This window comes from Ruegeria sp. YTSC325 (assembly GCF_059609525.1).
Genome location: NZ_JBXWLY010000004.1, coordinates 128,136 through 153,883 on the forward strand (window position 1 = coordinate 128,136; position 25,748 = coordinate 153,883).

Annotated in this window: 31 protein-coding genes; 17 read left to right on the forward strand and 14 right to left on the reverse strand. The window is 57.8% G+C overall.

Annotated elements, in window-relative coordinates:
* Positions 1-49: 49 nt before the first annotated feature.
* A complete protein-coding gene (gene carB / locus AC2FF7_RS07975; protein ID WP_496905473.1) occupies positions 50-3,394 on the reverse strand; it encodes a carbamoyl-phosphate synthase large subunit in 3,345 nt (1,114 codons plus the stop codon).
* A 176-nt stretch (positions 3,395-3,570) separates the two neighbouring features.
* Between carB and AC2FF7_RS07980 the strand changes: the two genes are divergently transcribed.
* From AC2FF7_RS07980 to aspS, 4 genes are all read left to right on the forward strand, one after another.
* Entirely contained in the window at positions 3,571-4,698 is a 1,128-nt protein-coding gene (locus tag AC2FF7_RS07980; RefSeq protein WP_480867978.1) for an aminodeoxychorismate synthase component I, read from the forward strand.
* Positions 4,653-5,300: an aminotransferase class IV family protein gene (locus tag AC2FF7_RS07985; RefSeq protein ID WP_480867830.1), complete on the forward strand. Its 648-nt coding sequence runs from the start codon at positions 4,653-4,655 to the stop codon at positions 5,298-5,300. The genes AC2FF7_RS07980 and AC2FF7_RS07985 overlap by 46 nt, the downstream gene beginning before the upstream one ends.
* A complete protein-coding gene (locus AC2FF7_RS07990; protein WP_480867828.1) occupies positions 5,297-5,968 on the forward strand; it encodes a CPBP family intramembrane glutamic endopeptidase in 672 nt (223 codons plus the stop codon). Before AC2FF7_RS07985 ends, AC2FF7_RS07990 begins: the two co-directional genes overlap by 4 nt.
* Positions 5,969-6,047: 79 nt before the next feature.
* Complete coding sequence (gene aspS / locus AC2FF7_RS07995) at positions 6,048-7,823, forward strand: aspartate--tRNA ligase (RefSeq protein ID WP_480867827.1); 1,776 nt, start codon at positions 6,048-6,050, stop codon at positions 7,821-7,823.
* Positions 7,824-7,870: 47 nt separating this feature from the next.
* Here the strand turns inward: aspS and AC2FF7_RS08000 are convergent, their stop codons facing one another.
* Entirely contained in the window at positions 7,871-8,005 is a 135-nt protein-coding gene (locus tag AC2FF7_RS08000) for a hypothetical protein (RefSeq protein ID WP_480845665.1), read from the reverse strand.
* A gap of 1 nt (position 8,006) precedes the next feature.
* Positions 8,007-8,723, reverse strand: a complete 717-nt coding sequence (locus tag AC2FF7_RS08005) for a response regulator (RefSeq protein ID WP_480867825.1) — start codon at positions 8,721-8,723, stop codon at positions 8,007-8,009.
* A 137-nt stretch (positions 8,724-8,860) separates the two neighbouring features.
* Here AC2FF7_RS08005 and mce point away from each other — a divergent pair, with 137 nt between their 5' ends.
* Complete coding sequence (gene mce, locus AC2FF7_RS08010; protein WP_170352375.1) at positions 8,861-9,265, forward strand: methylmalonyl-CoA epimerase; 405 nt, start codon at positions 8,861-8,863, stop codon at positions 9,263-9,265.
* Between the two features lie 16 nt (positions 9,266-9,281).
* Entirely contained in the window at positions 9,282-9,557 is a 276-nt protein-coding gene (locus tag AC2FF7_RS08015) for a DUF1467 family protein (RefSeq protein WP_170352376.1), read from the forward strand.
* Positions 9,558-9,560: 3 nt separating this feature from the next.
* Here AC2FF7_RS08015 and AC2FF7_RS08020 read toward each other — a convergent pair whose 3' ends face one another.
* Complete coding sequence (locus AC2FF7_RS08020; protein ID WP_496905526.1) at positions 9,561-10,256, reverse strand: EI24 domain-containing protein; 696 nt, start codon at positions 10,254-10,256, stop codon at positions 9,561-9,563.
* Positions 10,256-10,834 carry a nitroreductase family protein gene (locus tag AC2FF7_RS08025; protein ID WP_480867823.1) on the reverse strand — a complete coding sequence of 193 codons (579 nt, stop codon included), beginning with the start codon at positions 10,832-10,834 and terminating at the stop codon, positions 10,256-10,258. Before AC2FF7_RS08025 ends, AC2FF7_RS08020 begins: the two co-directional genes overlap by 1 nt.
* Before the next feature lie 136 nt (positions 10,835-10,970).
* Between AC2FF7_RS08025 and AC2FF7_RS08030 the strand changes: the two genes are divergently transcribed.
* Positions 10,971-11,246 (forward strand): DUF167 domain-containing protein, encoded by a 276-nt coding sequence (locus tag AC2FF7_RS08030; protein WP_480867822.1) that lies wholly within the window; start codon positions 10,971-10,973, stop codon positions 11,244-11,246.
* Here AC2FF7_RS08030 and AC2FF7_RS08035 read toward each other — a convergent pair.
* Positions 11,234-11,482 carry a DUF8831 family protein gene (locus tag AC2FF7_RS08035; protein WP_480867977.1) on the reverse strand — a complete coding sequence of 83 codons (249 nt, stop codon included), beginning with the start codon at positions 11,480-11,482 and terminating at the stop codon, positions 11,234-11,236. The two genes, AC2FF7_RS08030 and AC2FF7_RS08035, sit on opposite strands and share 13 nt — an antisense overlap.
* Before the next feature lie 123 nt (positions 11,483-11,605).
* On the opposite strand from AC2FF7_RS08035, the gene AC2FF7_RS08040 reads away from it, so the two are divergent.
* From AC2FF7_RS08040 to AC2FF7_RS08060, 5 genes are all read left to right on the forward strand, one after another.
* Entirely contained in the window at positions 11,606-12,313 is a 708-nt protein-coding gene (locus AC2FF7_RS08040) for a M48 family metallopeptidase (protein WP_480867820.1), read from the forward strand.
* Positions 12,310-12,678 carry a YigZ family protein gene (locus AC2FF7_RS08045; protein WP_480867819.1) on the forward strand — a complete coding sequence of 123 codons (369 nt, stop codon included), beginning with the start codon at positions 12,310-12,312 and terminating at the stop codon, positions 12,676-12,678. The genes AC2FF7_RS08040 and AC2FF7_RS08045 overlap by 4 nt, the downstream gene beginning before the upstream one ends.
* A gap of 68 nt (positions 12,679-12,746) precedes the next feature.
* Positions 12,747-13,022, forward strand: a complete 276-nt coding sequence (locus tag AC2FF7_RS08050) for a DUF6455 family protein (RefSeq protein WP_480867817.1) — start codon at positions 12,747-12,749, stop codon at positions 13,020-13,022.
* 35 nt (positions 13,023-13,057) lie between these two features.
* Entirely contained in the window at positions 13,058-13,282 is a 225-nt protein-coding gene (locus tag AC2FF7_RS08055; RefSeq protein WP_353393907.1) for a DUF6455 family protein, read from the forward strand.
* Positions 13,282-13,539: a DUF6455 family protein gene (locus AC2FF7_RS08060; protein WP_170753320.1), complete on the forward strand. Its 258-nt coding sequence runs from the start codon at positions 13,282-13,284 to the stop codon at positions 13,537-13,539. The genes AC2FF7_RS08055 and AC2FF7_RS08060 overlap by 1 nt, the downstream gene beginning before the upstream one ends.
* Here AC2FF7_RS08060 and AC2FF7_RS08065 read toward each other — a convergent pair.
* On the reverse strand, positions 13,536-13,778 hold the full coding sequence (locus tag AC2FF7_RS08065) for a CDGSH iron-sulfur domain-containing protein (protein ID WP_170753318.1): 243 nt from the start codon (positions 13,776-13,778) through the stop codon (positions 13,536-13,538). The genes AC2FF7_RS08060 and AC2FF7_RS08065 overlap by 4 nt on opposite strands.
* A 216-nt stretch (positions 13,779-13,994) precedes the next feature.
* Here AC2FF7_RS08065 and AC2FF7_RS08070 point away from each other — a divergent pair, with 216 nt between their 5' ends.
* Positions 13,995-14,183: a hypothetical protein gene (locus AC2FF7_RS08070; RefSeq protein ID WP_170352385.1), complete on the forward strand. Its 189-nt coding sequence runs from the start codon at positions 13,995-13,997 to the stop codon at positions 14,181-14,183.
* A 125-nt stretch (positions 14,184-14,308) separates the two neighbouring features.
* Positions 14,309-14,665, forward strand: a complete 357-nt coding sequence (locus AC2FF7_RS08075) for a diacylglycerol kinase (protein WP_480867814.1) — start codon at positions 14,309-14,311, stop codon at positions 14,663-14,665.
* Positions 14,666-14,671: 6 nt separating this feature from the next.
* Here AC2FF7_RS08075 and AC2FF7_RS08080 read toward each other — a convergent pair whose 3' ends face one another.
* Together AC2FF7_RS08080 and rimO are read right to left on the reverse strand one after the other, a co-directional pair.
* Positions 14,672-15,034: a hypothetical protein gene (locus AC2FF7_RS08080; protein ID WP_496905474.1), complete on the reverse strand. Its 363-nt coding sequence runs from the start codon at positions 15,032-15,034 to the stop codon at positions 14,672-14,674.
* Between the two features lie 104 nt (positions 15,035-15,138).
* Entirely contained in the window at positions 15,139-16,527 is a 1,389-nt protein-coding gene (rimO, locus tag AC2FF7_RS08085) for a 30S ribosomal protein S12 methylthiotransferase RimO (RefSeq protein WP_480867810.1), read from the reverse strand.
* A 95-nt stretch (positions 16,528-16,622) separates the two neighbouring features.
* Between rimO and AC2FF7_RS08090 the strand changes: the two genes are divergently transcribed.
* On the forward strand, positions 16,623-18,578 hold the full coding sequence (locus AC2FF7_RS08090; RefSeq protein WP_496905475.1) for an AsmA family protein: 1,956 nt from the start codon (positions 16,623-16,625) through the stop codon (positions 18,576-18,578).
* A 35-nt stretch (positions 18,579-18,613) separates the two neighbouring features.
* Here AC2FF7_RS08090 and AC2FF7_RS08095 read toward each other — a convergent pair whose 3' ends face one another.
* From AC2FF7_RS08095 to AC2FF7_RS08110, 4 genes are read right to left on the reverse strand one after another with little or no spacing between them, the layout of a single operon-like run.
* A complete protein-coding gene (locus AC2FF7_RS08095; RefSeq protein ID WP_496905476.1) occupies positions 18,614-20,110 on the reverse strand; it encodes a phosphomannomutase/phosphoglucomutase in 1,497 nt (498 codons plus the stop codon).
* A 15-nt stretch (positions 20,111-20,125) separates the two neighbouring features.
* Positions 20,126-20,959, reverse strand: a complete 834-nt coding sequence (kdsA, locus tag AC2FF7_RS08100) for a 3-deoxy-8-phosphooctulonate synthase (protein WP_480496799.1) — start codon at positions 20,957-20,959, stop codon at positions 20,126-20,128.
* Positions 20,960-20,964: 5 nt separating this feature from the next.
* Entirely contained in the window at positions 20,965-22,539 is a 1,575-nt protein-coding gene (locus AC2FF7_RS08105; RefSeq protein ID WP_480867804.1) for a KpsE/RkpR family capsule polysaccharide export protein, read from the reverse strand.
* Entirely contained in the window at positions 22,517-23,176 is a 660-nt protein-coding gene (locus AC2FF7_RS08110; protein WP_170352393.1) for an ABC transporter ATP-binding protein, read from the reverse strand. The genes AC2FF7_RS08105 and AC2FF7_RS08110 overlap by 23 nt, the downstream gene beginning before the upstream one ends.
* Before the next feature lie 217 nt (positions 23,177-23,393).
* Here AC2FF7_RS08110 and AC2FF7_RS08115 point away from each other — a divergent pair, with 217 nt between their 5' ends.
* Together AC2FF7_RS08115 and AC2FF7_RS08120 are read left to right on the forward strand one after the other, a co-directional pair.
* A complete protein-coding gene (locus tag AC2FF7_RS08115) occupies positions 23,394-23,981 on the forward strand; it encodes a uracil-DNA glycosylase family protein (protein ID WP_353393629.1) in 588 nt (195 codons plus the stop codon).
* Positions 23,974-24,762, forward strand: coding sequence for an SseB family protein (locus AC2FF7_RS08120; RefSeq protein WP_480867798.1), 789 nt, complete (start codon positions 23,974-23,976; stop codon positions 24,760-24,762). The genes AC2FF7_RS08115 and AC2FF7_RS08120 overlap by 8 nt, the downstream gene beginning before the upstream one ends.
* A 35-nt stretch (positions 24,763-24,797) precedes the next feature.
* On the opposite strand, the gene yghU is transcribed toward AC2FF7_RS08120, so the two are convergent.
* Positions 24,798-25,676 (reverse strand): glutathione-dependent disulfide-bond oxidoreductase, encoded by an 879-nt coding sequence (gene yghU, locus AC2FF7_RS08125; RefSeq protein ID WP_496905477.1) that lies wholly within the window; start codon positions 25,674-25,676, stop codon positions 24,798-24,800.
* Positions 25,677-25,748 lie beyond the last annotated feature (72 nt).

Here is a 25,748-nt window from a genome sequence, read left to right on the forward strand (position 1 = left end):
AAAACCCCCGGTCATCGACCGGGGGCTTTGCTTTATTCTGGTGCGGGAGTCAGCCCTGAAGAGATTTGACCTCGACATCGCCCTCGGCCTGCGCCTTGATCGCCAAAGCGGCTGCATGGCTGGCGGCCGCTGTCGTGAAATAGGGGATCTTGTCATAGAGCGCGATCGACCGGATGGCTTTGCTGTCTTCGACCGCCTGCGCACCTTCAGTGGTGTTCATCACCAATTGTACCTGACCGTCTTTCAACATGTCTGCCACGTCCGGACGACCTTCATAGACCTTGTTGACTACTTCGCAGGCCACACCCTGTTCCGCCAGCCATGATTGCGTGCCGCGCGTGGCAACCAGCGTAAAGCCCTGTGCCGTCAGCACCTGCGCCGCCTCAAGCATCGAGGGTGTTTTGTCGGCATCCTTGATCGAGATAAATGCGCGGCCCTCAGACGGCAGAACCATACCAGCGCCCATCTGCGCCTTGAGGAAGGCACGCGGGAAGTCGCGGTCCCAGCCCATGACCTCGCCGGTCGAGCGCATTTCCGGCCCCAGAATGGTGTCGACACCGGGGAAGCGGGCGAAGGGCAGCACCGCCTCTTTCACCGAGAACCACGGCATGTCCGGGTCGGCCAGCGTCATCTGGTCGGCAATCTTGGTGTCTTGACCTTCTTTGTAGGCAGGGCGCATCGGGAAGGTCGAGAGCTTCTCACCAGCCATGATACGCGCCGCGATGGACGCAATCGCGCTGTCGGTCGCCTTGGCGACGAACGGCACGGTCCGCGAAGCACGGGGGTTCACTTCGATCAGGTAGATCTCATCGTCCTTGATCGCGAACTGCACGTTCATCAGGCCCACGACGTTCAGCGCCTTGGCCAGTTTGAACGCCTGATCCTTGATCTGGTCGAGGATATCTTTGGACAGCGAGTAAGGCGGAAGTGAACAGGCCGAGTCGCCCGAATGCACACCGGCCTCTTCGATATGCTGCATAATGCCGGCCACATGCACATCAGCGCCGTCGCACAGCGCATCGACATCCAGTTCGACCGCGCCGGCCAGATAGCTGTCCAGCAGAACGGGGCTATCGCCCGAGACCACTACGGCCTCGTTAATATAACGTTTTAATTGCTCCATATCGCGCACGATCTCCATTGCGCGTCCGCCCAGCACGTAAGAAGGGCGGATCACCAGCGGGAAACCGATCTCGTCCGCGATCTCAAGCGCCTGTTCATCGGTCGAGGCAATGCCGTTCTTGGGCTGTTTCAAGCCCAATTCGTTGACCAGCGCTTGGAAGCGTTCGCGGTCTTCGGCAAGGTCGATGGCGTCGGGCGTGGTGCCAAGGATAGGAATGCCTTCGGCCTCAAGCGCGTTGGCCAGTTTCAGCGGGGTCTGACCGCCGAACTGAACGATCACACCGTGCAGCGTGCCGTTTTCCTGTTCCTTGGACAGGATTTCCATGACGTGTTCAAAGGTCAGCGGCTCAAAGTACAGGCGGTCCGAGGTGTCATAGTCCGTGCTGACGGTCTCGGGGTTGCAGTTGACCATGATGGTCTCATAGCCCTGTTCGGTCAGCGCGAAACATGCGTGACAGCAGCAATAGTCGAACTCGATTCCCTGACCGATCCGGTTGGGACCACCGCCGAGGATGACAACCTTTTTACGGTCGCTTGGGCGGGCTTCGCATTCGACCTCGCCCATCATCGGGGCCTCATAGGTCGAGTACATATAGGGTGTCTGCGCCTCGAACTCGGCGGCGCAGGTGTCGATGCGCTTGAATACAGCGTGCACACCAAGGTTGCGGCGGGCGCGGCGGATATTGGCCTCGTCCCGGCCAGTCAGGTTGCCCAGACGCGCGTCGGTGAAGCCCAGCATTTTCAGTTTGCGGATACCGTCTTCGGTGACGGGCAGTCCCTCTTTGCGGACCTGACGCTCGGCGTCGATTATCTCGCGGATGCGGGCAAGGAACCACGGGTCGAACTTGGTTACGCCGAAAATCTCATCGTCGGTCAGACCATGGCGCATGGCCTGCGCGATGGTGCGTAGGCGATCCGGTGTCTGTTGGCTGATGGCCTTGATCACGGCGGCCTTGTCGTCGGCTTCATCCCATAGGCCAACGTTCAGGCCGGGGATTTCAATTTCATCAAAGCCGGTCAGGCCAGATTCCATCGAGGCCAGCGCCTTTTGCATCGATTCGTGGATGGTGCGGCCGATGGACATGGCCTCACCCACCGATTTCATTGCGGTGGTCAGGTAGGGTTCCGAGCCGGGGAACTTCTCGAAGGCGAATTTCGGGATTTTGGTGACGACATAGTCGATGGTCGGCTCGAACGAGGCGGGCGTGACCTTGGTGATGTCATTGTCCAGCTCGTCCAGCGTGTAGCCCACGGCCAGTTTCGCGGCGATTTTCGCAATCGGGAAGCCGGTCGCCTTGGACGCCAGCGCAGACGAGCGAGACACGCGCGGGTTCATCTCGATCACGACCATCCGGCCATCGACCGGGTTGATCGCCCATTGCACGTTCGATCCGCCGGTCTCGACCCCGATCTCGCGCAGCACGGCAATCGAGTGGTTACGCATGATCTGGTATTCTTTGTCGGTCAGCGTCAGGGCCGGGGCAACCGTGATCGAGTCGCCCGTGTGCACACCCATCGGATCGACGTTTTCGATGGAGCAGACGATGATGGCGTTGTCGGCGGTGTCGCGCACCACCTCCATCTCATATTCTTTCCAGCCCAGCAGGCTTTCGTCGATCAGGATCTGACCCACGGGGGACGCATCCATGCCTGTGCGGCAAATATGGATATAGTCTTCTCGGTTATAGGCTACGCCGCCGCCGGTGCCGCCTAATGTAAAGGCGGGGCGGATGATGGCGGGCAGACCGACGGTCTCCAGCGTCTCAAGCGCCAGCGCTACGCCCGCGTCCAGATCTTTCTTGCCGTCCGCGTCCTTGGGGGCGGTCACAATCTCGGCCTTGGGGTTTTCGATGCCCAGCCGGTCCATCGCCTCGCGGAACAGTGCGCGGTCTTCGGCCATCTCGATGGCGTCACGCTTGGCACCGATCATCTCGACGCCGAACTTATCCAGCACGCCCATCTCTTCCAGCGCTAGCGAAGTGTTCAGCCCGGTCTGCCCGCCCATGGTGGGCAGCAGCGCGTCGGGGCGCTCTTTCTCGATGATCTTGGCAACAACTTCGGGGGTGATCGGCTCGATATAGGTGGCGTCGGCCAGACCGGGGTCGGTCATGATCGTGGCAGGGTTCGAGTTCACCAGAATGACCCGGTAGCCTTCTTCGCGCAGCGCTTTACATGCCTGAGCGCCGGAATAGTCGAACTCGCATGCCTGACCGATGACAATGGGGCCCGCCCCGATGATCATGATCGACTTGATGTCGGTTCTTCTCGGCATGGCCACGTTCCTTCAATTGTTCGCGAGTCAGGGCACCCCCAAGCGCCCAAATTGTCCTGCGTTATAGGGACAGCGCGAAAAGGTTCAAGGGGTATCGGAAACAGGGGGGAAATTGCCGCTTTCCCCTCTTTCCCTCGGCACCGTATTCTCTATACCGCGCAGCACGGCAAATGAGGATGCAGGTGCGTATTCGTTTCGATCAGGGCCCGGCCGGGCAAGGGACCACTTTTGACCGGCCCACGCAGGTGATCCGCGCCGACCGCGCGGAGGACGTGCCCCACGCGTTGGAGGCGCTGGATTCCGCGCGCGCGGATGGTGCGTGGTTGGCCGGTTATGCCAGCTATGAGCTTGGTTATGCGCTGGAGCCGAGGTTGTCCGCGCGGATGCCCGAGGGCCGCCGCCTGCCATTGCTGTGCTTTGGCGTCTTTGACGCGCCAGCCCAAAGCGACCTGCCTGCGCCTGCGGGTGGAGTGACCGGTTTCGCGCCTCGCTGGGACGAAGCGCGTTATACGCGCGCCTTCAACCGAGTGCACGAGGCCATCGGCGCGGGCGATATCTATCAGGCAAACCTGACCTTTCCGATTGACCTGATGCTCGAAGGCGCCAGCGCTGCGCTTTATGCCGCGCTGGCGGCGGGTCAGCCCGTGGGCCACGGCGCGCTCGTACAGCAGGACGGGTTGCCTGACTTGCTCAGCCGCTCGCCCGAGCTGTTTTTCCGTACCGATGCCGACCGTTTGATCGAAACGCGCCCGATGAAAGGCACCCAACCGCGCAGCGAAGACTTGGCCGAAGACGCCCGCCGCCGCGATTTCCTGTCGACCGATGCAAAGAACCGGGCGGAGAACCTGATGATCGTCGACCTGCTGCGCAACGATATCAGCCGTGTGGCGCTGCCCGGTTCGGTCAACGTGCCCGAACTGTTCAAGGTCGAAACTTATGCGACCGTGCATCAGATGATCTCGCTGGTGCAGGCGCAGCTGCATCTGGGGGCCGAGCTTTCGGACATTCTGATGGCGCTTTTCCCCTGCGGCTCGATCACCGGCGCGCCCAAAATCCGCGCGATGGAGATTCTGTCCGACCTCGAACCCTGGCCGCGCGACATCTATTGCGGTGCCATCGGCTGGGCCGCGCCGGATGTGCGGTCGGAATTTAACGTTGCCATCCGCACGCTGATGGTCGAGGGCGGCAAGGCCACACTGAATGTGGGCGGCGGCGTGGTCTGGGACAGCACCGCCCCATCCGAATATGAGGAGGCGCTATGGAAAGCCCGCTTCGCCCGCCAGATGATCCTGACTTCCGCCTGATCGAAACGCTGGCCTTCCGGCCGGGGCAGGGGTTTGTGCGCCGTGATCGCCATTTGGCCCGCATGGGTCGCTCCGCTGCGGCGCTAGGAGTGCCGTTTGATCGGGACCGAGCTATTGCCGCTTTGGAAGGTGTCGCGGGTCCATCCCCTCTGCGTTGTCGCCTGACGCTGGACGCAGCGGGCGCTGTAGAGGTGACGACCGGCGCACTGGCCGAGAACCCGCCGCTCTGGCGGGTGGCAATAGCGGACCAGCGTCTGCAGGCCTCGGATGTATGGTTGCAGCACAAGACAACGCAGCGCGCTTTGTACGATGACGCTCGCGCATCGCTGCCACCGGGGATAGATGAGTTGCTGTTCCTGAACGAGCGCGATGAACTGTGTGAGGGCACGATCACCAACCTGTTTGTACACATGGCGGATGGCCGGCGATTGACACCTGCGTTGTTCAGCGGCGTCCTGCCTGGCATTCTGCGCGAAGAATTGCTGGATAATAAACAGGTTACCGCGGCCCCGGTGACCTTGACCGATCTGCAAAACGCGGAAAAACTCTATGTCGGAAACTCTCTACGTGGTCTGATCCGGGCGGAGTTGGCAATACAGTGAGCAAACAAACCGATTGGGCCGAAAGTGCGGCACCGCTATTGCGGTTGCGGCTCGAGTTCTGTCTGTTTTTTGTTGCAGTACCGGTGTTGATCGCGGTGTTTCTCCCGCCGAACTGGATGTTTCCGTCGCTATTTACCTTTACGGCCATCGGCATCGTCCTGCTGCATTACACGCCGGGATTTGCGTGGGCAGAGCTTCGATACAACCCGTACAACTGGTCCTGGACCGAAGTCGCCATTTTCGCAATCTTGATGACCGGGTTCTGTGTGGCCGTGGTCATGATCGCCCGGCCCGAGGCGGCCTTTTTCCTGCTGCGCGAACGGCCGCAGATGCTGTTGGTGATCTGCATGTTCTATCCGATTGTCTCGGCCCTACCGCAAGAGCTACTCTTCCGGTCGCTGTTCTTCCGCCGCTATCATGCAATTCTGCCGGGCGAGCGCGCGGCCTATCTACTGAACGCCGCGCTGTTTTCGCTGGCTCACCTGATGTACTGGAGCTGGATCGTCGCCATCATGACCTTTGCGGGCGGGCTGCTGTTCACCTGGGCCTATCGCAGGCGCGGTTCGTTTTTCTACGCAGTGCTGCTGCACGCAATTGCCGGGAACATCATCTTTGCGGTCGGTCTGGGCATCTATTTCTACTCGGGCAACGTGCAAAGGCCGTTTTGAGCGGGATACCTGCCTTGACTTTCGCGGCCCGACGGGGTGTATCGGCGCGACGAATTCTGCGCCCGAAGGGATATGATCCATGCACGCCTATCGCAGCCACACCTGCGCCGCTCTGACCGCCGCTAATGTCGGTGAAACCGTCCGCCTGTCCGGCTGGGTGCATCGGGTTCGCGACCACGGTGGCGTGCTGTTCATCGACCTGCGCGATCACTTTGGCGTGACCCAAGTTCTGTGCGACGGCGACAGCGCCGCCTTTGCCGAGCTGGAAAAAGTACGCTCCGAATGGTGTATCCGCATCGACGGTACCGTCAAAGCGCGCGACCCGGAACTGGTGAATCCGAAACTGCCCACCGGTGAGGTTGAAGTCTACGTGCGCGAGCTAGAGGTGCTGGGCGCAGCCGACGAACTGCCGTTGATGGTGTTCGGTGATCAGGAATACCCTGAGGAAACCCGCCTGCGCTATCGCTATCTGGACCTGCGCCGCGAGGCGATGCAGCAGAACATGACCCTACGCTCGGACGTTGTTGCCTCGATGCGCCGCCGCATGTGGGATCAGGGCTTCCGCGAATATCAGACGCCGATCATCACGGCGTCCTCGCCCGAAGGCGCGCGTGACTTTCTGGTGCCCTCGCGCCTGCATCCGGGCAAGTTCTATGCGCTGCCGCAGGCCCCGCAGCAGTTCAAACAGCTGATCATGGTGTCGGGCTTCGACAAGTATTTCCAGATCGCGCCGTGCTTCCGCGATGAAGACCCGCGCGCTGACCGTTCGCCCACCGATTTCTACCAGCTGGACCTTGAGATGTCGTTTGTCGAACAGCAGGACGTGTTCGACACGATCCAGCCCGTTCTGACCGGTGTGTTCGAGGAATTCGGCGGTGGCCGCAAGGTCGATCAGGACTGGCCGCAGATTTCCTACAAGGACGCGGCGCTGTGGTACGGCTCCGACAAGCCCGACCTGCGGAACCCTATTAAAATGCAAGTGGTCTCCGACCACTTCCGCGGGTCTGGCTTCGCGATTTTCGCGAAGCTGTTGGAGCAGGACGGCACCGAAATCCGCGCCATCCCGGCGCCGACTGGTGGCAGCCGGAAATTCTGTGACCGCATGAACGCGTTTGCCCAGAAAGAGGGCCTGCCGGGGATGGGTTACATCTTCTGGCGCGATCAGGGCGAAGGGATGGAGGCTGCAGGTCCGCTGGCCAAGAACATCGGCCCCGAACGCACAGAAGCGATCCGTCAGCAGCTGGGTCTGGGTGTCGGCGATGCGGCGTTCTTCCTGGGCGGCAAGCCGAAAGCCTTTGAAAAGGTTGCGGGCAAGGCGCGTGATGTGATTGGTGAGGAACTTGGCCTGACCGAAAAAGACCGCTTTGCCTTTGCCTGGATCGTCGATTTCCCGATCTATGAGCAGGACGAAGAAACCGGCGCGATCGACTTTGAACATAACCCGTTCTCGATGCCGCAGGGCGGGATGGAGGCGCTGAACGGCAACCCTCTGGACGTGCGCGGCTATCAGTACGATCTGGCCTGCAACGGGTATGAGCTGGTCTCAGGTGCGATCAGGAACCACAAGCCCGAGATCATGTTGAAAGCTTTTGAGCTGGCAGGCTATGGTGCGGATGAGGTGAAATCTCGATTTGGTGCGTTGTTCAACGCCTTCCACTATGGCGCGCCGCCCCACGGTGGTTGTGCTGCAGGTATCGACCGGATCGTGATGTTGCTGGCGGATGAAGCCAACATCCGCGAAGTCATGATGTTCCCGATGAACCAGCGCGCCGAAGATTTGATGATGGACGCTCCGTCCGATCCAAGCTCGGATCAGTTGATGGAACTGGGACTGAGGATCATCCCGCAGGAATAACAAAAACCCGTCGCATCCTTTGCGGCGGGTTTTTTCTGTACGCCAAGCTATATCCGTCCGGTCTTTTCCAGCGGATCGCTGACCTCGTCGCGGGCTGCCCTAATATCGCGTGCTGCAAGTCTTGCCTGGCAATAAGCCCACAGGCAGACCAAACCTGCGGTTACAAAATAGGCGGTTGCCATCTCAGATGGCCTCGCGCTGTTCAAGTCGCGCCTGAACAATGCCGGCCACCTGAGCCGCAAGTGCCGTTACCGGAGTGCCACTCGCGCGTGACTCAGCAAGTTTGCTGGCAGCTTCAGCCAGAATCGTGTCTTCGGCATCGCGTGCAACGCCACGCAAGAACTGCGCCGCATAGTCCAAACTTCGGTGATCGTTCGGCCCGGCAAGAACATCAGCGATATGGGCCATATCGTCCTGATAGGCCATTGGGTCCGGGTGTATAACTTCGTCCCGGACAGCGTGCAGACTGTGAGGGCGGCGGTCCGCGGGCAGACGCTCTAAAATCGACTTCTGAAAATAGGAAAGTGATTTTAGGGGTTTGGCCAGAAATCCATCGGCCCCTGCGGTTTGCGCATCCTTCTGTGCGTAGTCATCCCCGGACATACCCAGAATGGCACCGATCCGTGGCACAGCCTCGGTCAGTTCGGCGATCAAATCAGCGCCTGACCCGTCAGGCAGGCCCATATCGACCAGAATTACCGAGGGGCGATAAATCTGCAGGTGTCTGCGGGCCGATTTCAAGCAATCTGCGCGTCGAATACGTGCGCCAGAGTGCAAACACATCAGGCGTATCGCATCGCAGGCATAGCGGCTGTCTTCGACAACCAAAATCGTTTGACCCAGCAGCGGCCGCGTCGCCGTTGGCTGCGCGGGCGAGGTGAAGGGGTTCGAATCGTCCATGGCAGAACTCCTATTCAGCAGATGCCTTCAGGCTAGGAACTTCTGGCTAACACGACGTTAACGGCAATTTGGCGCACTTGTTCTTTGCCCGGACACGCCCCATAACCGCTGCAACGCAGAGAACAGAGGAGAGTTCCATGATTGGTCGTCTGAACCACGTCGCCATCGCCGTGCCTGACCTAGAGGCCGCATCGGCGCAGTACCGCAACGCGCTGGGCGCCAAAGTCGGTGCACCGCAGGACGAGCCCGATCACGGGGTGACCGTTGTGTTCATCGAACTGCCAAACACCAAGATCGAACTGCTGTATCCGCTGGGCGATGACAGCCCGATCAACGGATTTCTGGAAAAGAACCCCGCTGGCGGCATCCACCATGTCTGCTATGAGGTCGAGGATATCATCGCGGCCCGTGATCATCTGAAGGAAACTGGCGCCCGCGTGCTGGGATCTGGTGAGCCCAAGATCGGGGCGCATGGCAAGCCGGTGCTGTTTCTGCACCCCAAGGACTTTAACGGCTGTCTGGTCGAGCTAGAACAGGTTTAACCGAAGCGAGGATGTCATGACCATTACTGCTGCACTCGTCCTGTTTGCCGTCATCTGGTTCATGACGTTGCTGATCGTGCTGCCGATTCGTATCAAGACGCAGGGGGATCTGAACGAGATCGTGCCGGGTACCCATGCGGGTGCGCCGGAAGTCCACCACATGAAAAAGAAGATGTGGATCACCACCGGGATTTCCGTGGTGCTGTGGGCGATTATCGCCGGGATCATCGTTTCCGGCGTGATCTCGGTCCGCGATTTCGACTGGCTGAACCAGTTGGAACCCAGGGGATAACTGTCAGGGCGTCGGCCCTGACAGCTTGTGATAGATGTGGGTGAATGTAGCCGCACCGATGATCGGAATCACAAGGTTCACTAGCGGTACTGACAGCGGGATGGCCATCAGTGTGCCGGCAAGCCAAATGGTTGACGTGTGTTTTGCGCGCAGCTTCCGCGCTTCTTCGCGCCCGATCCGGCGCATCGCGGCCAGAGTGAAATATTCCCGTCCCAGCAAGAAGCCATTCATGGCCCAAAAGATAAACGGAGCCAAAGGCGAGAAGATCACATAAAGGATCAACGCCAGAAGGTTGGCCACAATCAGCACGCCCATAAAGCTGAGCGCATCTCGGACACCGTCGCTAAACGGGATGCCGGGTACGGCGGGCAGCGTGGGATAATGCTTGTCTTCGACCGCCTGCGCGACCTCTTCGAGAAACATCGAAATTATGGCCGAGGCGACGGGCATCATCAAGAATACCGGCAGCACCAGAACGACAAAGATGCCCGAATAGTTCAGCACGTCGTTCAGCCATGAGACTGTACCGATCCAAGGCAACGAGATTTCACTGCTTGCCAACCAGTTAATCAACCAAATCGCCGCTGCGCAGCTCGCGATCAGAAGAATGATCGTTAACCCGACACCGCGCAAAAGGACCGAGCGGAACTTCGGGTCGCCGATCTGACCAAGCGCCGCGAAGAACGCGTTGAGGATCATCATTCGAACACCCATTCGATCAGCGCGGCCACGTCGGGTCGAGGGCGTTCAGGCGGTGTGACAGATTCTGTGGCGATGTGGATAAAGCCTGCGATCCGTTCATTGTCCTTTAGACCCAAAGCTTCGCGGCAGAACTCGGGGTCGTGCGATTGCCAGCCAGACAGCCAGTTTGCCCCCCAACCGGCCGCCAAAGCCGCGTTTAGCAAGCCAAGGCAAACCGTGCCTGCCGAATACGTTTGCTCGATTGAAGGCACCTTGTCAGACGGTTTTTGGACCTCAACCACAGCGACAGCCAACTGACCCATGTCGAATTGGCTGCGGGTCTTATTGATATCTTCCGGAGTTTTGCCCAAACGCTCGCCGCAGGTCTGTGTCAGGGCAGAAAGCCTGGGCATCGCGCCTTTCTCGATCACAATAAACCGCCACGGTTCCAGCTTGCCGTGATCGGGGCTGCGAGCGGCGGCTGTCAGCAAAGGCAACAGCTCTTCTCGGGTCGGGGCAGGGGCGACCAGCGTCTTTGCGGGCCGGGACCGGCGCGTTTGCAGAAACTCAAGGGCGGCCGGGTTCTTCAAGGACATATGTTAACTTCCTTCACATAGACAGATTGTATCTGGTTGACCATCTGGCAGGTTTCAAGAGCAAACGGCTGGACTGCGAGGATCATTTCCATCCCACGCCATAGGGTACAAGGGTGTTTGGGGACAGGAGGTCCGCATGGCAAAGCCAAAACTGCAAAACGTGCCGGATTTAACCGGCATTGCTCTTCCGGGGGCCGAGATCAACGTGAAGGTAACACCCAAAGCTGCCTTGGACCGGATCACGCTTGATGGCGGTTTAATTGGCGTCTACGTCACCGCCCCGCCCGCCGAAGGTAAGGCCAACGACGCAGTGCGCCGGGTTCTTGCGATTGCGTTAGGCGTTCCGGCGACTTCGCTGAAACTAAGGCGAGGGCAGACATCACGGGACAAGCTGTTTGTCTATGACCCTTGATCCGGTGTCTCGTGGATTTGGTAAACCCCCTCGGGCAGGTCAAGGGCAGCAGCCAGATCGCGAACCTGTTCGGGCGATAGTGTGATTTTCTGCACTGTGTCGGTCCGTGGATCCAGTTGTTCCAGCGTGACGCATTCGGCAAAATTGTTGATGATTACGTCCTCCTGCAAAGGCTTTCGGCCCTCGTCCACCAGAGTAATCACTGTCGAGTCGAATTCATGCTCAATCGAAAACATGTGATCAGATTGCCGGGCGTTTAACGCCATTGCAACCCGTTCAAACGCATTCAACCAGTGGCGGTCTTATTCTGGGCGCGCTATGGTCGAAAAAAGCGGCAGGACTGTTTAAAGGGATGATGAATGCGCCGTCTGATTGCTTTGATTTTACCTGTGGTGTTGGCAGCTTGCACAGCCGATACGCTGCGTGTTCAACCCGCTGAAGACTGGCAACAGGATTCTGCCGGTTTTGCGGTTCAGGCAACCGCTTTTCAGGAGATCAGCCGGAGGGTGGGCCGACAGGCTCGCAGTGAATGCCTGAAACGGGAAGGTGTCAGGAATTGCGACTTTACCATTGTTGTTGACCTGAACCCAAAAGCCCCCGCAAATGCCTTTCAAACGCTGGACGATAAGGATCAGCCGGTAATCATCTTTACAAGGGCCATGATTCAGTCGGCTGAGAATGCGGATGAATTGGCCTTTGTTATGGGGCATGAGGCCGCCCATCACATCCTGCGGCACATTCCCCGGCAATCGGTGAATGCCCGCGAAAGTGCTGCCATTTTTGGTGAACTGGCCCGGCTTGGCGGGGCGCAAGGTGCAGATGTGGAAGAGGCGCAGAAGCTAGGTGCTCAGGTCGGGGCGCAAGTCTATATCAAGGACTTCGAGCTCGAGGCCGACGCGCTTGGTACCGTTATCACTTACAAGGCAGGTTATAACCCACTTGTTGGGGCCAAGTACTTCGATCGCATTCTAGACCCCGAAGACAGTTTTCTAAGCACTCATCCGCCCAATGCAAAACGGGTTCAGGTTGTGGTGGATACAGCGCGCCAGCTTGGGTTGACGCAATGACCGGGTTGAAATGCTTGGGGGTGGTTCTGACTGACCGGGGATCAAAATACGCCGTGTCGGGTGCTCCGGTCGCATCGCGGGCCGATGTGGAAGTCGTTCTGAAGACGCTGAAATCGGATAAGAGTTATGCCAAGGCAACGCACAACACTTGGGCTGCGACACTGCCGACGGGTGCGTTAAAGGCGGACGACGGTGAAGCCGGGGCTGCCATGGTTATTCTGCGGATGATGGAACGTGCGGCTTTGGACGGGCACGTTATCATCGTAACGCGTTGGTATGGTGGTAAAAAACTGGGCGGAGACCGGTTCCGCCGCGTTCAGGATGCAACACGAGCATATCTGGACCAGATCGTTGCAGAGTGTTGACCTGAGTCAAGGGCGTGGCAGCAGCTTTCGGATACTCTGATCAAAACGTGTCAGGGAAAGGATGCCGAATGCCCAGCCGAGAAACGTTGAAGCAGCACGCAAGTCTCGTTGATCGAATGGCAACGCGGGTCGGTATCGACCTTGAAGATGCGGCGATCCGGGGGGATGTCTCGATCGATCAGATATCAGAGGCGGTGCTGCGTTGCGCGGAATGCGGAAATCCCGGACATTGCAAAACCCTAATGGAGCAAGACGCGACATCGCCGTCGGCACCAGAATATTGCCGCAATAAGGATCTGTTTTCTCAACTGGTCTCGTCGGCGGCTATGTCATGCAAAAATTAGGGAACGTTATGACTCATCTGCGGCTGGTGCTGCGTATGGGAAAGGCGACAGGCACAGATGTGACTTCGGCTCACCGACAAGGGCGTCTTAGTCAGCAGGATTGGGCAAGAATGGTGAGATCCTGTCAGGGATGCAATTGGGCCGAACGATGCCCAGACTGGCTGTCTGATGCTCAAAATGCGGTATGCGCGCCGCAGACCTGCCCAAACCGAGAGCGGTTTGCAGAACTAAAGGTGCAACAAATGCAGGAGACCCAATAATGCGGGACGTTCTAGGCGAAGTGGAGATGCATTTCTGGCTTACGCGGTCTATGGCCAGATGTATCGACCTATCGCTGTCGGAGGCAATGGCAGAGGGCAGGCTCAGTACAGATGACTACGCGACTATGGTGACGCGATGCAGGGCCTCGAAATGCAGCGGTCAATGCGCCAGATGGCTTGCGGACCAGCAAGCAGGGGCCGACAAGGCCCCCGGCTTTTGCGCCAATGCCGAGACTTTGAACGCCTTGAAGGCTTAGAGCTTTGAATGGGATCCGTCGCAAAGCGGCGGATTAGCGCTGTGTTTGCACCCGCAAAAAAACACCTTCTTGGTGCTTTCCGCGGTGTATTTTACCGGCTCAATACCGCTTCCCTTGTGAGACCCATCGCAAAACGGCTGGCGCTTAGACTGTCCGCACGCACACCAGAAGTAGTTTTTGCCCTCGGTCACCTCGACCGGGTATGGGGCTTTCTGAGCGATAATTGGCGCATCTGACATTTGGCTGCTCCTTTTCTTGGCGTGTGTTGTCCGATGGTTCTAGTTCAAATCCTCTGAAACTCCAGCAACGGTCGGATATTCCGCCACAACGGCGTAGAATTGCTGGCCTCACATTTTTGTGATCGGATTTGTTGCAAATTCGCCAGCGAAGTCGTATTTTGAGACTGGCCCCGAATTTCTGGGGAATATCAGGAAATTAATAAAGGAATGACGGACATGAAATTGAAATTCGCTACAGTTGGCGCGTTTGCATTGATCTTGGGCGCGTGTTCGCAACAGGAAGAACCGGCACCGGTTTATATCACTCCTGAATACGACAAGGTTGGAAACCCAAGCTGCCCTGCGGGTACTCAGCTGGCAACGACCGAAGCAGGTCAGACAGTTTGTGACCCGGTCGCACAATAACCATATCGCGGGCGACCTTCGCAGGGTCGCCCGTTTCCAGAAACGTGCCGCCCTTTGGGCGGTTTTTTCTTGCCTGCAGCCCCCGGATTGAGGTTTTGTCCGCTCTACTGTTATGCAGAGGGCGCATGAAAAACTTTCTGATCCGATTAAAACACCGCACAGTCTGGAGTTGGCAAGGACTGGCCGCCACGTGGCGCGACGAGTATTCGTTTCGTGTTTGGGGCTGGGCTAATCTCATTTCCGCTGGGCTTGCGGTAACTTTGCCTCTTACAGGCAGTCTGCGCGCGCTAATCATCGTGCTGGGCATATTGGTTATGGTCGCCGAACTGTTCAACACGGCGATCGAACGGGCTGTAGATCACACATCCACCGATCACAGCATATTGGCTGGTCAAGCCAAGGACGCCGCCAGCGCGGCGGTTGCGCTGACAGCCGTTGCCGCCGGGGTTGTATGGGTTATTGGCCTGATCACACTGATCTGACGTGGGCTATTTGATTCGATATCTTGCAAACCCACGATGGAATTTATGATGCCGAAACCCATGGCGTCGCGGCGTATAGTATTTATAGTATTTCTTTTTGTGCCGCTTGAACGACGATCGGTGGTGCTTTTTTACCGGTTTCGCGTGATGTAATTTTGCTTTTGCAGCAGGTTTATGCACTTTCGGCGCGATAAAATGCCGATGTACCCGCGCTTTTCCGCGATGCGAAATGCCGAAGGATTTCACCCCGGAAAGCGTAACTTTGGCCGAACTGCCATGTCGGTAGTCAGCGGCGGCAGGGGCCGCAATCAGTTGAGCGGCAAGCACTGCCACTGCTAATTTCGCCGCGAAGGGACGCAGTTTAGTCATGATAACCCTCCTTCTTGCGTGTTGAGGTCTCATGTCTATGTGGGGCGCCGAGTGGTTGATCTCCAATAAACTCGGCTCACGCTTCGACTATAATCAGTGACCGATCAGGCCAGTTTGCCCCAGAGATCGTATTCCCCCGCTTCATCCACTACGACCGAGACAATATCGCCGGGTTTGAGATCCGCGAACTCTTCGTCAATGAACAAATTGCCATCGATCTCGGGCGCGTCGGCCTTGGTGCGGCAGGTGGCGGCCTCGTCATCGACCTCATCCACGATCACGTCCAGCGTTTGTCCAACCTTTGCGGCCAGCTTTGCCTCGGATATCGCCTGCGCCTTTTCCATGAAGCGTTCCCAGCGGTCCTGTTTGACCTCGGCCGGGACATGATCAGGCAGATCGTTCGAGCGCGCCCCGTCCACGTTTTCGTACTGAAAGCAGCCAACACGATCCAGCTGCGCCTCGTCCATCCAATCCAGCAAAGTCTGGAACTCGGCCTCGGTCTCACCGGGATAGCCGACGATAAAGGTCGAGCGCAGGGTGATATCGGGGCAGGTCGCGCGCCACGCGGCGATTTCGTCTAGCGTTTTGGCCGCCGCCGCCGGGCGTGCCATACGTTTCAGAACGTCTGGATGGGCGTGTTGGAATGGAATATCCAGATAAGGCAGCACGTTGCAGCCTGCATCGGCCATCAGCGGGATCAACTCGCGCACATGCGGATAGGGATAGACGTAGTGCAGGCGTACCCAGGCATCGAATTGCCCCAGCTCGCGCGCCAGATCGGTGATGTGGCTGCGGACCTCGCGATCTTTCCACAGGTTCACGTCATATTTGCGGTCCAACCCATAGGCCGACGTGTCCTGAGAGATCACCAGCAGCTCGCGCACGCCATTGTCGACCAGTTTTTCGGCCTCGCGCAGCACCGCGTGGGCCGGGCGGCTGGCCAGCTTACCGCGCATGTCGGGGATAATGCAGAACTTGCACTTGTGGTTACAGCCCTCGGATATTTTCAGATAGCTGTAATGGCGCGGGGTCAATTGCACGCTGGCGGCGGGCAGCAGGTCTACGAACGGATCGGGATCTGGTGGAACCGCCTGATGCACGGCGTCCAGCACCTGTTCATACTGATGTGGCCCGGTGACGGCCATGATGCGCGGATGATGCTCGCGGATGTAATCCGGCTCGGCCCCCAGACAGCCCGTGACGATAACCTTGCCGTTTTCGACCAGAGCTTCTCCGATTGCGTCCAGTGATTCTGCTTTGGCGCTGTCAAGGAACCCGCAGGTGTTCACGATCACGGCATCCGCCCCTGAATAGTCCGGAGAAATACCGTACCCTTCCGCCCGCAGACGGGTCAGGATGCGTTCACTGTCCACCAAAGCCTTAGGGCAACCCAGCGACACCATACCAATGGTCGGCTGGTTCGCGCGGGGCGCTTCGGTGATCCGGGCGGCAGGCGCCAGGTCGGGGCGGAGGTTCGGCGGGTTTGTACTCATGGCGCGGCATATAGTGGGGAACGCTTCCCCTTGCAAATGCACTGAAGGCCAAGAATGATCATTTCCAAACAAGCCGAAGGGCGGAGAGCAGAAAAATGAAATGGCTGTTGCGCATTGTTTTCCTTTTTATAGCGGTGCTTGGGCTGGTAATCGGCGCTTTGCTACTGATGCCAGGTGACAAGTTGGCATCCATACTGGCTGAGCAGGTCAAAGCGGAAACCGGGCGCGATCTGAACCTGTCGGGCGATGTCCGTTTATCGTTCTGGCCTGTCTTGGGAATGGAAACCGGCCCCGTTGCCTTTGGCAACGCGCCTTGGGCAGGCTCCGATCCGATGCTGAGCGCCCAAAGCCTGGCCGTGGGCGTTGACGCGGCGGCGCTGATGGGGGGCGATTTGCGGATCAAACGGATCATTGCCGAAAACCCGACACTGCGGCTGGAATTGTCGGATGGGCGCGGGAACTGGGAGTTCACTTCGGCAACCCCGACTGAGGGCACCACCAGCGCAGCAGCGACCCCAGCGCAAGGGCAGCAAGGCGCGGTGACATTGGACCGTCTGCAGTTAACGAACGCGCGGCTTGTCTATGTCGAGAATGGTTCCACTCGGTATGATTTCGACAATGTCGATCTGGCCGCAAGTTGGCCGGACCCGAGTGCGCCTATGACCCTCGAAGCCCAAATGACGGTGCCGGGTGGCGCTGTGGACGTCGATCTGACGATTCCTGACCTTCCCGCCTATGCTTCGGGTGTTGCGACGCCTTTGACCGTGACGTTGACCGCACCCGGCGGAGACGTGCGATTTGATGGCCGCGTTAACCTCGCTGGTGAGATGGACGGCAATTTCCACGTCAGAACGCAAAACACCGAGCGGATGCTGGCAGCTTTTGGTCAAGCTGGTGTTGGCGTACCACTGGGGTTGGGGACGGCAGCAGACATATCGGGGCATATGACTTACACGCAGGATGGTCGCATTTCTGTTCGCGATATGGTTGCTCAACTGGACGAAAACCGAGTGACCGGCGAGGCGGATATTCTGATCTCGGATCCTCCACAAATCACGGCACGGCTGGACGCTGGTGACTTGGACCTGTCGAAATACAACGCGGCCCCGGCAGGTCCGTCAGGCGGAACAAGCACAGGCCCGGTTAATGACACAGGGTGGTCCACCGATCCTATCGACGCATCGGCTTTGGCACTGGCGAACGGGAAAATTCGGCTGAAGGCCAGCTCGATTGTGGTTCCGGGACTGACCCTGGGCCCCAGTGATCTGACGCTGAACCTTGATCGGTCGCGCGCAGTTCTGCAGATGAATCCGGCCAGCTTGTTTTCAGGTCAGTTGACCGGGCAGGTCGTAGCCAATAACCGAAGCGGATTGTCGGTCGGCGGTGACCTCAAGGCCGAGGGCATCGACATCGAACAGGCTTTGACTGCGCTTGCAGGTGTCGATCGCCTGTCGGGGACCGGGACAGGTTCGTTCAAGTTCCTCGGTGTCGGCCAAACCGAAGATCAGATCATGCGGTCGCTCAGCGGCGATGGGCGGCTGGATGTTGGCGCCGGGGTCATCAGCGGATTTGATCTGGACCGTCTGATGGGGCGCAGCTCGGAAACGGGTGGGACAACCGTCTTCAACAGCCTTTCAGCAAGTTTCACCTTGGATCAAGGCGTGCTTAGGAACGACGACTTGTTGATGTCACTCAAAAATTTCCGTGCGGATGGTGAGGGGCGTGTGGGCATTGGCGCGCGTGACATTGATTATCTTTTCACCCCTACAGCATTGCAGGCTAACGCAGGTCAGGGGCTTTCGGTACCCGTTCGAATTGTCGGCCCCTGGAGCAATCCATCGATCCAACCTGACCTAAGCAAAGTACTTGAAGCGGCAGCAGAGGGCAAAGTCAAAGAGTTGGAGGATGATGCCAAGCAAAAAGTTCTGGAAAAGGTTGGCGATGAGCTTGGAGTTACGGTGACCGACACGGAAAGCATCGAAGATGCGGTAAAAAACAAGCTGCAGGAAGAGGCTGCAAAAGGGTTATTGAAACTCTTGGGCGCAGATTGAGAGGGCAGGGGGCGTAAAGTGCCCCCCTTGCCGGTTCAGATGGTTTGGTCGTAGTCGCCGACGCCAGGTTCCGTTCGAATAACGGCGTCGATATCAGCGAAAATCGCACGCATCTCTTCTTCGCTTTCGCTGCTTTCGCATACGACAACCAGATTGGGCGTGTTGGACGATGCGCGAACCAATCCCCAGCTGCCATTGTCTAGAATGACACGGGCTCCGTTGACAGTGACCACCTCTTTTATGTTGCGCCCTGCGAAAGTCTCGCCAGCTTCGGATTTGGCGACCAGCTTGTCGACCAGACGCTTTAGGATGTCGTATTTTTCGGTATCCGCTGCGTAGGGTGACATGGTCGGGGTCGACCAAGTCTTGGGGAGGGCCTTGCGTAGATCAGACATGCTTTTGTCGGGGTTTCGATCCATAAGCTTGCAGATCTCAACCGCCACGCGCATCCCGCAATCATAACCACGCCCGATGGGTTCAGCCAAGAAGTAGTGGCCCGACTTTTCGAAACCAGCTAGCGCATTGATTTCCTTAACCCGCCGCTTCATATGGCTGTGGCCCGTCTTCCAGTAATCCGCTTTGACGCCGTGGGCCTGCAACTCGGGGTCACTGGCAAACAGGCCGGTGGATTTCACATCGGCCACAAAGGTGGAATTCGGGTACAGCTTGGCCAGATCGCGAGCCATGATCACTCCGACCTTGTCGGCAAATATCTCCTCGCCCTCGTCATCTACAACGCCGCAACGATCGCCATCACCGTCAAACCCGAGCGCCATGTCGGCACCGCTGGATTTCACGCTGTCGGCCATGTCGTGCAACATCTCCATGGCTTCGGGGTTGGGGTTGTAGTTGGGAAAGGTATAATCTAGCCGGTTATGACTGGGTACAACCTCGACCCCCATCCGTTCAAAGACCTCGGGTGCGAAGGCCGACGCAGTTCCATTGCCCGTCGCGCAGACGACTTTAAGCGGGCGGGACATTTTGAAATCGCCGACCAGATCGTCGATATACGCCTCTTTCACCCCGTCGACAAATTCATACGAACCGCCTTCGTGCGGCTGACATTCGCCATTCAGAACGATGTCGCGCAGCTCGGACATTTCATCGGGACCATGGGTCAACGGACGCTCAAACCCCATTTTAACCCCGGTCCAGCCGTTCGGGTTGTGGCTGGCCGTGACCATCGCAACCGCAGGCACATCCAGATGGAACTGCGCGAAGTAAGCCATCGGGCTAAGTGCCGGGCCAATATCCTTGACCTGTATCCCCGCCTGCATCAGCCCCAGGATCAGCGCGTTCTTAATCGCAAGAGAGTAGTCTCGATAGTCGTTGCCAACCGCGATCACCGGCGCGATTCCGCGGCGACGCATCTGTGTACCAAGACCCAGACCCAGCGCTGTCATGCCCGGCAAGTTGATCTCTTCGGGGTATTTCCAACGCGCGTCGTATTCACGAAAACCCGTTGGCTTGATCATTGCGTCGCGCAGAAATGTCCAGGTGTTCGGGGTCACCTCGGGGAGTGGTTTGGTCATCAAGAATCTCGGTTGTTAAATCTGAATCGGATTGGCTTTGGCAAGCGTATCAAATCGCATCAATGTATCAATCAGTTGAGGCATCTGATCCAGGTAAATCATATTCGGGCCATCACATGGCGCATTGTCCGGATCCTGATGCGTTTCCATAAAGACGCCAGCAACGCCAACAGCAACGGCCGAACGCGCCATAACAGGCGCAAATTCGCGCTGGCCACCGGATGCGCCGCCCAAACCGCCGGGTTGAGCCACAGTGTGCGTGGCGTCCATGATCACCGGATACCCGGTTCGCGCCATTTCCGGTAGCGATTGCATATCGACCACCAGACGGTTGTAGCCAAAGCTGACGCCACGCTCGGTCAACATGATGTTGTGGTTGTCGGTGCTTTCGATCTTGGCAGCAACATTTTGCATGTCCCAAGGGGCCAGGAACTGTCCTTTCTTGACGTTCACCACCGCGCCTGTTGCGCCTGCCGCCTTAAGCAAGGCAGTCTGGCGACACAGAAACGCAGGGATCTGAAGGATATCGCACACCTCGGCCACTGGGGCGCATTGTTCTTTCTCATGTACATCGGTGGTAACTGGCACCCCGATGCTGTCCTTGACCGATTGCAGAACGGACAACCCCTTTTCCAACCCCAAAGCAGGGGCGGCATTTATCGAGGTGCGGTTGGCCTTGTCGAACGAGCCCTTGAACACATATTGCGCGCCCGCGGCATCGCACGCCTCTTTCATTTTACCGGCGATCATTTGGGCATGATCGGCGCTTTCAAGCTGGCAGGGGCCGGCAATGATTGTCAGAGGCAGATCATTGCCGACCGTGAGATCGGAGATTTTTACATGTTTCATGTGTCTTACGAGGATACCTGTTCACGAAGGACCGACGCGGTAAGCGAGATCAACAGGTAGATACCAGCAAACAACAGGAATGCCAAAATCGTATTTTCGAATTTGCGCGGGTAAGTGGGGTCCTGACTGGGCACAGGATTAACCGAGACTGTCAGATATCTAACCTTACGGTTAGCCTCGGTCCGGGTGGTTTCCATTTGCTGCATAGCGTTTTGCAGCATCATATCCCGGGCAATCAAATCGGCCTGAGCCATTTGAAGGCGCACGCTAAGCTGGGCAAGCGAATTTTCGCCTGCCGAGACATCCAGCATCTGTGCATTAAGCTCATCCAGGACTTGTTCAAGACGACGGATATCTGCACGCGCGCCATCGACCTTGGCTTGGTTGGGCCGCAGGTTGTCCAGCAAAGCAGCCAATTGCAGTTCTTTGTCTTGAATCTCGGTTTCCAGCGCGTTGATGCGCCCGCGCAGACCAGCGATCACGTTTTCAGGGTCCAGCAAAGCACCTTGCAACTGCAACTCGATCAAGTCTTCCTGCGCTTTTCGGCGCTCGGCCTGGGCCAACTCGAATCCGGCGCGGGCCTCGCGCATCTGGTCTTCGCGTTTCAACTCGGTCAGTCCGTTGATCGTTTCTTCAGCATAGGACAACAAGCGCTCGGACAGACCGACGGCAAGCTCGGCCGATGGGGCGGCAACCTCCATCCGTATGATCCCGTCGCTTGGGTCATATCCGATCGTTATCATCCGTTTGAACAGCTTGTAGGTTTCTTCCAGACTGGCATCAGGCGACAGGCGCTGAATTGGATCAATCCACTCCTGTTTGAAGATTTCGGCGAAGCCCATGTCCCGATCCAACCGAAGAAGGGCATCTTTGGATTCCAAGAACTCCTGCGTCGCCACCGAGTCCTGCGCTGTGGCATATTGCGTACCGGCCAAAAACCCACGGAACGATGCGCCTCCGCCATCGGCCTGAAGAATCGAGAAAGCCGAATCGCTGGCATACATTGGGGTCGCGTAGCGATAGAAATAGGTGCCCACGATTAGCGTCGGAAGCAAAACAAATGCAGCGAGGCGCGCGAACAATGCCATCAGCTTGCGCCTGCGTCTGCGAGCAATGTCCCTTTGGATCTCCTTGATCTCAATCTCGCGACGCTCTGCCGGGTTCATTTCGGGGCCAGGCAGGGTTTGAGCGGCTTCAGAAAACGTTTGGGGCAGTTGGATGGTGATTTTGTCCTTGGTCTCACCCTCAGTGCGTTTCTTTTCAGCGGCCAGATCTAAAAGGTTAGCCCGTTCAAACGGGTCGATACCTTTTTTCCGCAAAAGACGTACGGCATCATAATCCGAGGTCGCGGCAAGCCCGTTTTTCTGAGCAAGACGTCGTGCCACCCTAAGCTGCCGTCCGGTCAGTCCTTCGCGTTTGATCTCGTCGATTTCTGTAGCAGTCTGCGACTCGTTTGCGGCGGCCGGAGCCTTCGTTGCCTTGCGAATACGCGAGATCGCCTCAGCGCGCGCTTCAGGGTCGCCAGAGCCTTTGCGCTTGCGGCGCAGGTTGTAGATGCTAGCCTTGGGTTTGGTAGTCATATAGCTGCTTAGCCTCTTCCAAGGTGTCAAACATGTAAAGCTGACCGTCCACGAGAACGGCAGCCTGACGGGCGAATTTTTCCAGCACTGCAGGGCTGTGGGATACAATGACCAACGTGGTCGTGCGCAACCTTTCCCTCAGAATGTCACCGGCTTTCCTGTTGAATTCGACATCCGTGGTGGCGGGCATGCCTTCGTCAATCAGATACATGTCGAAATCAAGTGCCAGCATCAAGGCAAAGGTGAAACGGGCCTTCATGCCCGATGAATACGTGGCCATTGGCTGGTCAAAATACTCGCCCAGATTGCACAGCCATTTACAATAGGCTTCGACGTAATCGGGATCCATGCCATAGATTTTCGCGATATATCGCGCGTTTTCCAGTGCCGAAAGCTTGTTCGCAACGCCACCAGTGAACCCCATCGGAAACGAAATCCGGCAGGACTTGCGGATCACGCCTTCATCCGGTTTCTCTAACCCGGCCATCATGTTGATCAGTGTTGTTTTGCCAGTGCCGTTCGGGGCAAGCACGCCCAGAGATTTCCCAAGCTCAACCCTGAACGACACCCGGTCCAGGATCACCTTGCGGCGCGTCCCGGTCCAGAAAGACTTACTGACGTTCTCAAACTCAAGCATACTGGGCCTGCTACATATGTCTTTTTATTGCACCGACCAAGCCGGTGATGCCGCGTTCACGCGTGCTGCATTATGTCGAAAAATGAGGGGGGGGATCAATGCGTTCGCTTGCATGCTGTTGCTATTGTGACTTTTCCATCTGTTGGCGTCCAAAGGCGCGTTGTCTATCCTTTGATCTAACCGTCACTCATTTTGATGCAGGAAACCTTGCGATCTGATGAATACACTCGAGAAAGACATCGCAGCCTGCAGGATCTGCGCCGATAGGTTTGCCGACACGCACACTGCGCACGAACCTCGACCGGTGGTCTGGTTCCGCAAAGGAACTTCGGTTCTGATTGCAGGGCAGGCACCCGGCGCACGCGTTCACGAATCCGGTCGCCCTTTTACCGACCCCTCCGGGGATCGCCTGCGGGATTGGTTGGGGCTTGATGAACCGACATTCTATGACCGCTCAAAGGTGTCGATTGTGCCAATGGCATTCTGCTTTCCCGGATATGATGTGCGCAAAGCCGATCTGCCTCCACCGCCGATCTGCGGGCAAACCTGGCACGACCGGGTGATGCAAGCGCTGGGCGAAATGCCGTTAACGGTTCTGGTCGGGGGCCATGCGCAAAAATATCACCTTGGCACAAAAAGCTCGGTGACGGAAACGGTGCGCAACTGGCGGGACCATGCGCCGCGCGTCTTTGCCTTGCCTCATCCGTCTTGGCGGAATACGGCATGGATGAAGAAAAACCCCTGGTTCGAGGCCGACCTTCTGCCGGTCTTGCGTGCGCGGGTGCAAGAGGTTCTGAATGACTGACACAACAGCTCTGGATGCCGCCCATTCCGCGATGGAGGCTGCCCCACTGGACGATGCTGCCCGACTGCGCTTTTTTGAACGGCTAGCGGATAGCGAGTTGTTTCTTTTGCTGACCGAAGAGGCGAAAGACGAAAACATCTCGCCCGAATTGTTCGATGTGGCTGACGGCCGGTTTGTTCTGGCCTTCGATCGGGAAGATCGGCTTGCCCGATTTGCGGAACGCCCGGTGCCTTATGTTGCTTTGTCGGGGCGGATTTTGTCCAACATGCTGGCCGGTCAGGGGATTGGTCTGGGTCTGAACCTTGAGGTCGCGCCATCGTCCATGCTGATCCCGTCCGAGGCCCTTGGATGGTTGGCTACGACTTTGCAGCACGCGCCAGAGGAAGTGCAGCAACACCTGTCCGAGTTCCTACCCCCCGTTGGGTTGCCCGACGATCTGTTAACGGCCCTGGACGCCAAACTGGCAACGGCCGTAGGTCTGGCGCAGGCGGCATATCTGGTCGGCACAAAGACGTCTGAGGGTGGCACAGGTCATCTGCTGGGCTTTGTCGGAGCGGTGAGCGGGGCTGAGGCTGCGCTGGCCAAAGCTGCGTCCGAAGCGTTGACCTTTTCGGGTATCGAAGCTGGGGCCATGGATGTCGGTTTTTTTTCAGCGCACGACTCGGCTGCCGCAGCGTTGGCGCGCGTTGGGCTAAGGTTCGATTTGCCCCAGCCCGAGACGTCCGAATATGCGCAGATAGCACCGGGCAGCGACCCGGATAAACCACCAATTCTGCAATAATAAGGCCCCGCAGATTAAGCTGCGAGGCCCATGCGTTACTCCGCTGCAGGTTCCAGCTTGTCCTGAGTGCGGGTTTCAAAGTCGCTGGCCTCGTGGCGTTCGTGAAGCTGCATGTGCTTTTCACCGAAGGGACGGTTGACCATGCGACCGCGCAGTACTGCGGGGCGTTCGTCGACTGCTTTGGCCCAACGCATAACGTTCTTATAGGATTCGACGTCCAGAAACTCGGCGGCGTCATACAGACGTCCCAGAACCAACTGACCGTACCAGGGCCAGATGGCCATGTCGGCAATGCTGTAATCGTTGCCTGCAATATAGGCATTTTCCGCCAGTTGCTTGTCCAGAACGTCTAACTGGCGCTTGGTTTCCATTGCAAACCGGTTGATCGGGTATTCCCATTTCTCGGGCGCATACGCATAGAAATGGCCGAACCCGCCGCCCAGATAAGGTGCGCTGCCCATCTGCCAGAATACCCAGTTCATCACCTCAGTCCGTTCGGGACCGGATTTCGGCAGAAAGGCGTCGAATTTCTCGGCCAAATGAAACAGGATCGAGGCGCTTTCGAACACGCGCACAGGTTCATCCCCCGACCGGTCCCAAAGCGCGGGTATCTTTGAGTTCGGGTTTGCCCCGACAAAGCCCGAACTGAATTGATCGCCCTCGCCGATATTGATCAGCCAGGCGTTATATTCGGCCTCTTCATGGCCAAGGGCCAACAGTTCTTCCAGCATCACCGTGACTTTGACACCGTTTGGCGTTGCCAGCGAATACAACTGGAACTGATGGCGTCCTACAGGCAGGTCTTTGTCGTGCGTCGCGCCGGAAATGGGGCGGTTGATATTGGCGAATTGTCCGCCATTCTGACTGTCCCAAGTCCAAACCTTTGGCGGGGTATAGGTCGATTGCTCGCTCATTTCTTGCCTTCCTCAGCAAATCTGGTGTGCATTGTCTGTCCGCAGCAACAGCTAATATTGCAAAGCGCCGAG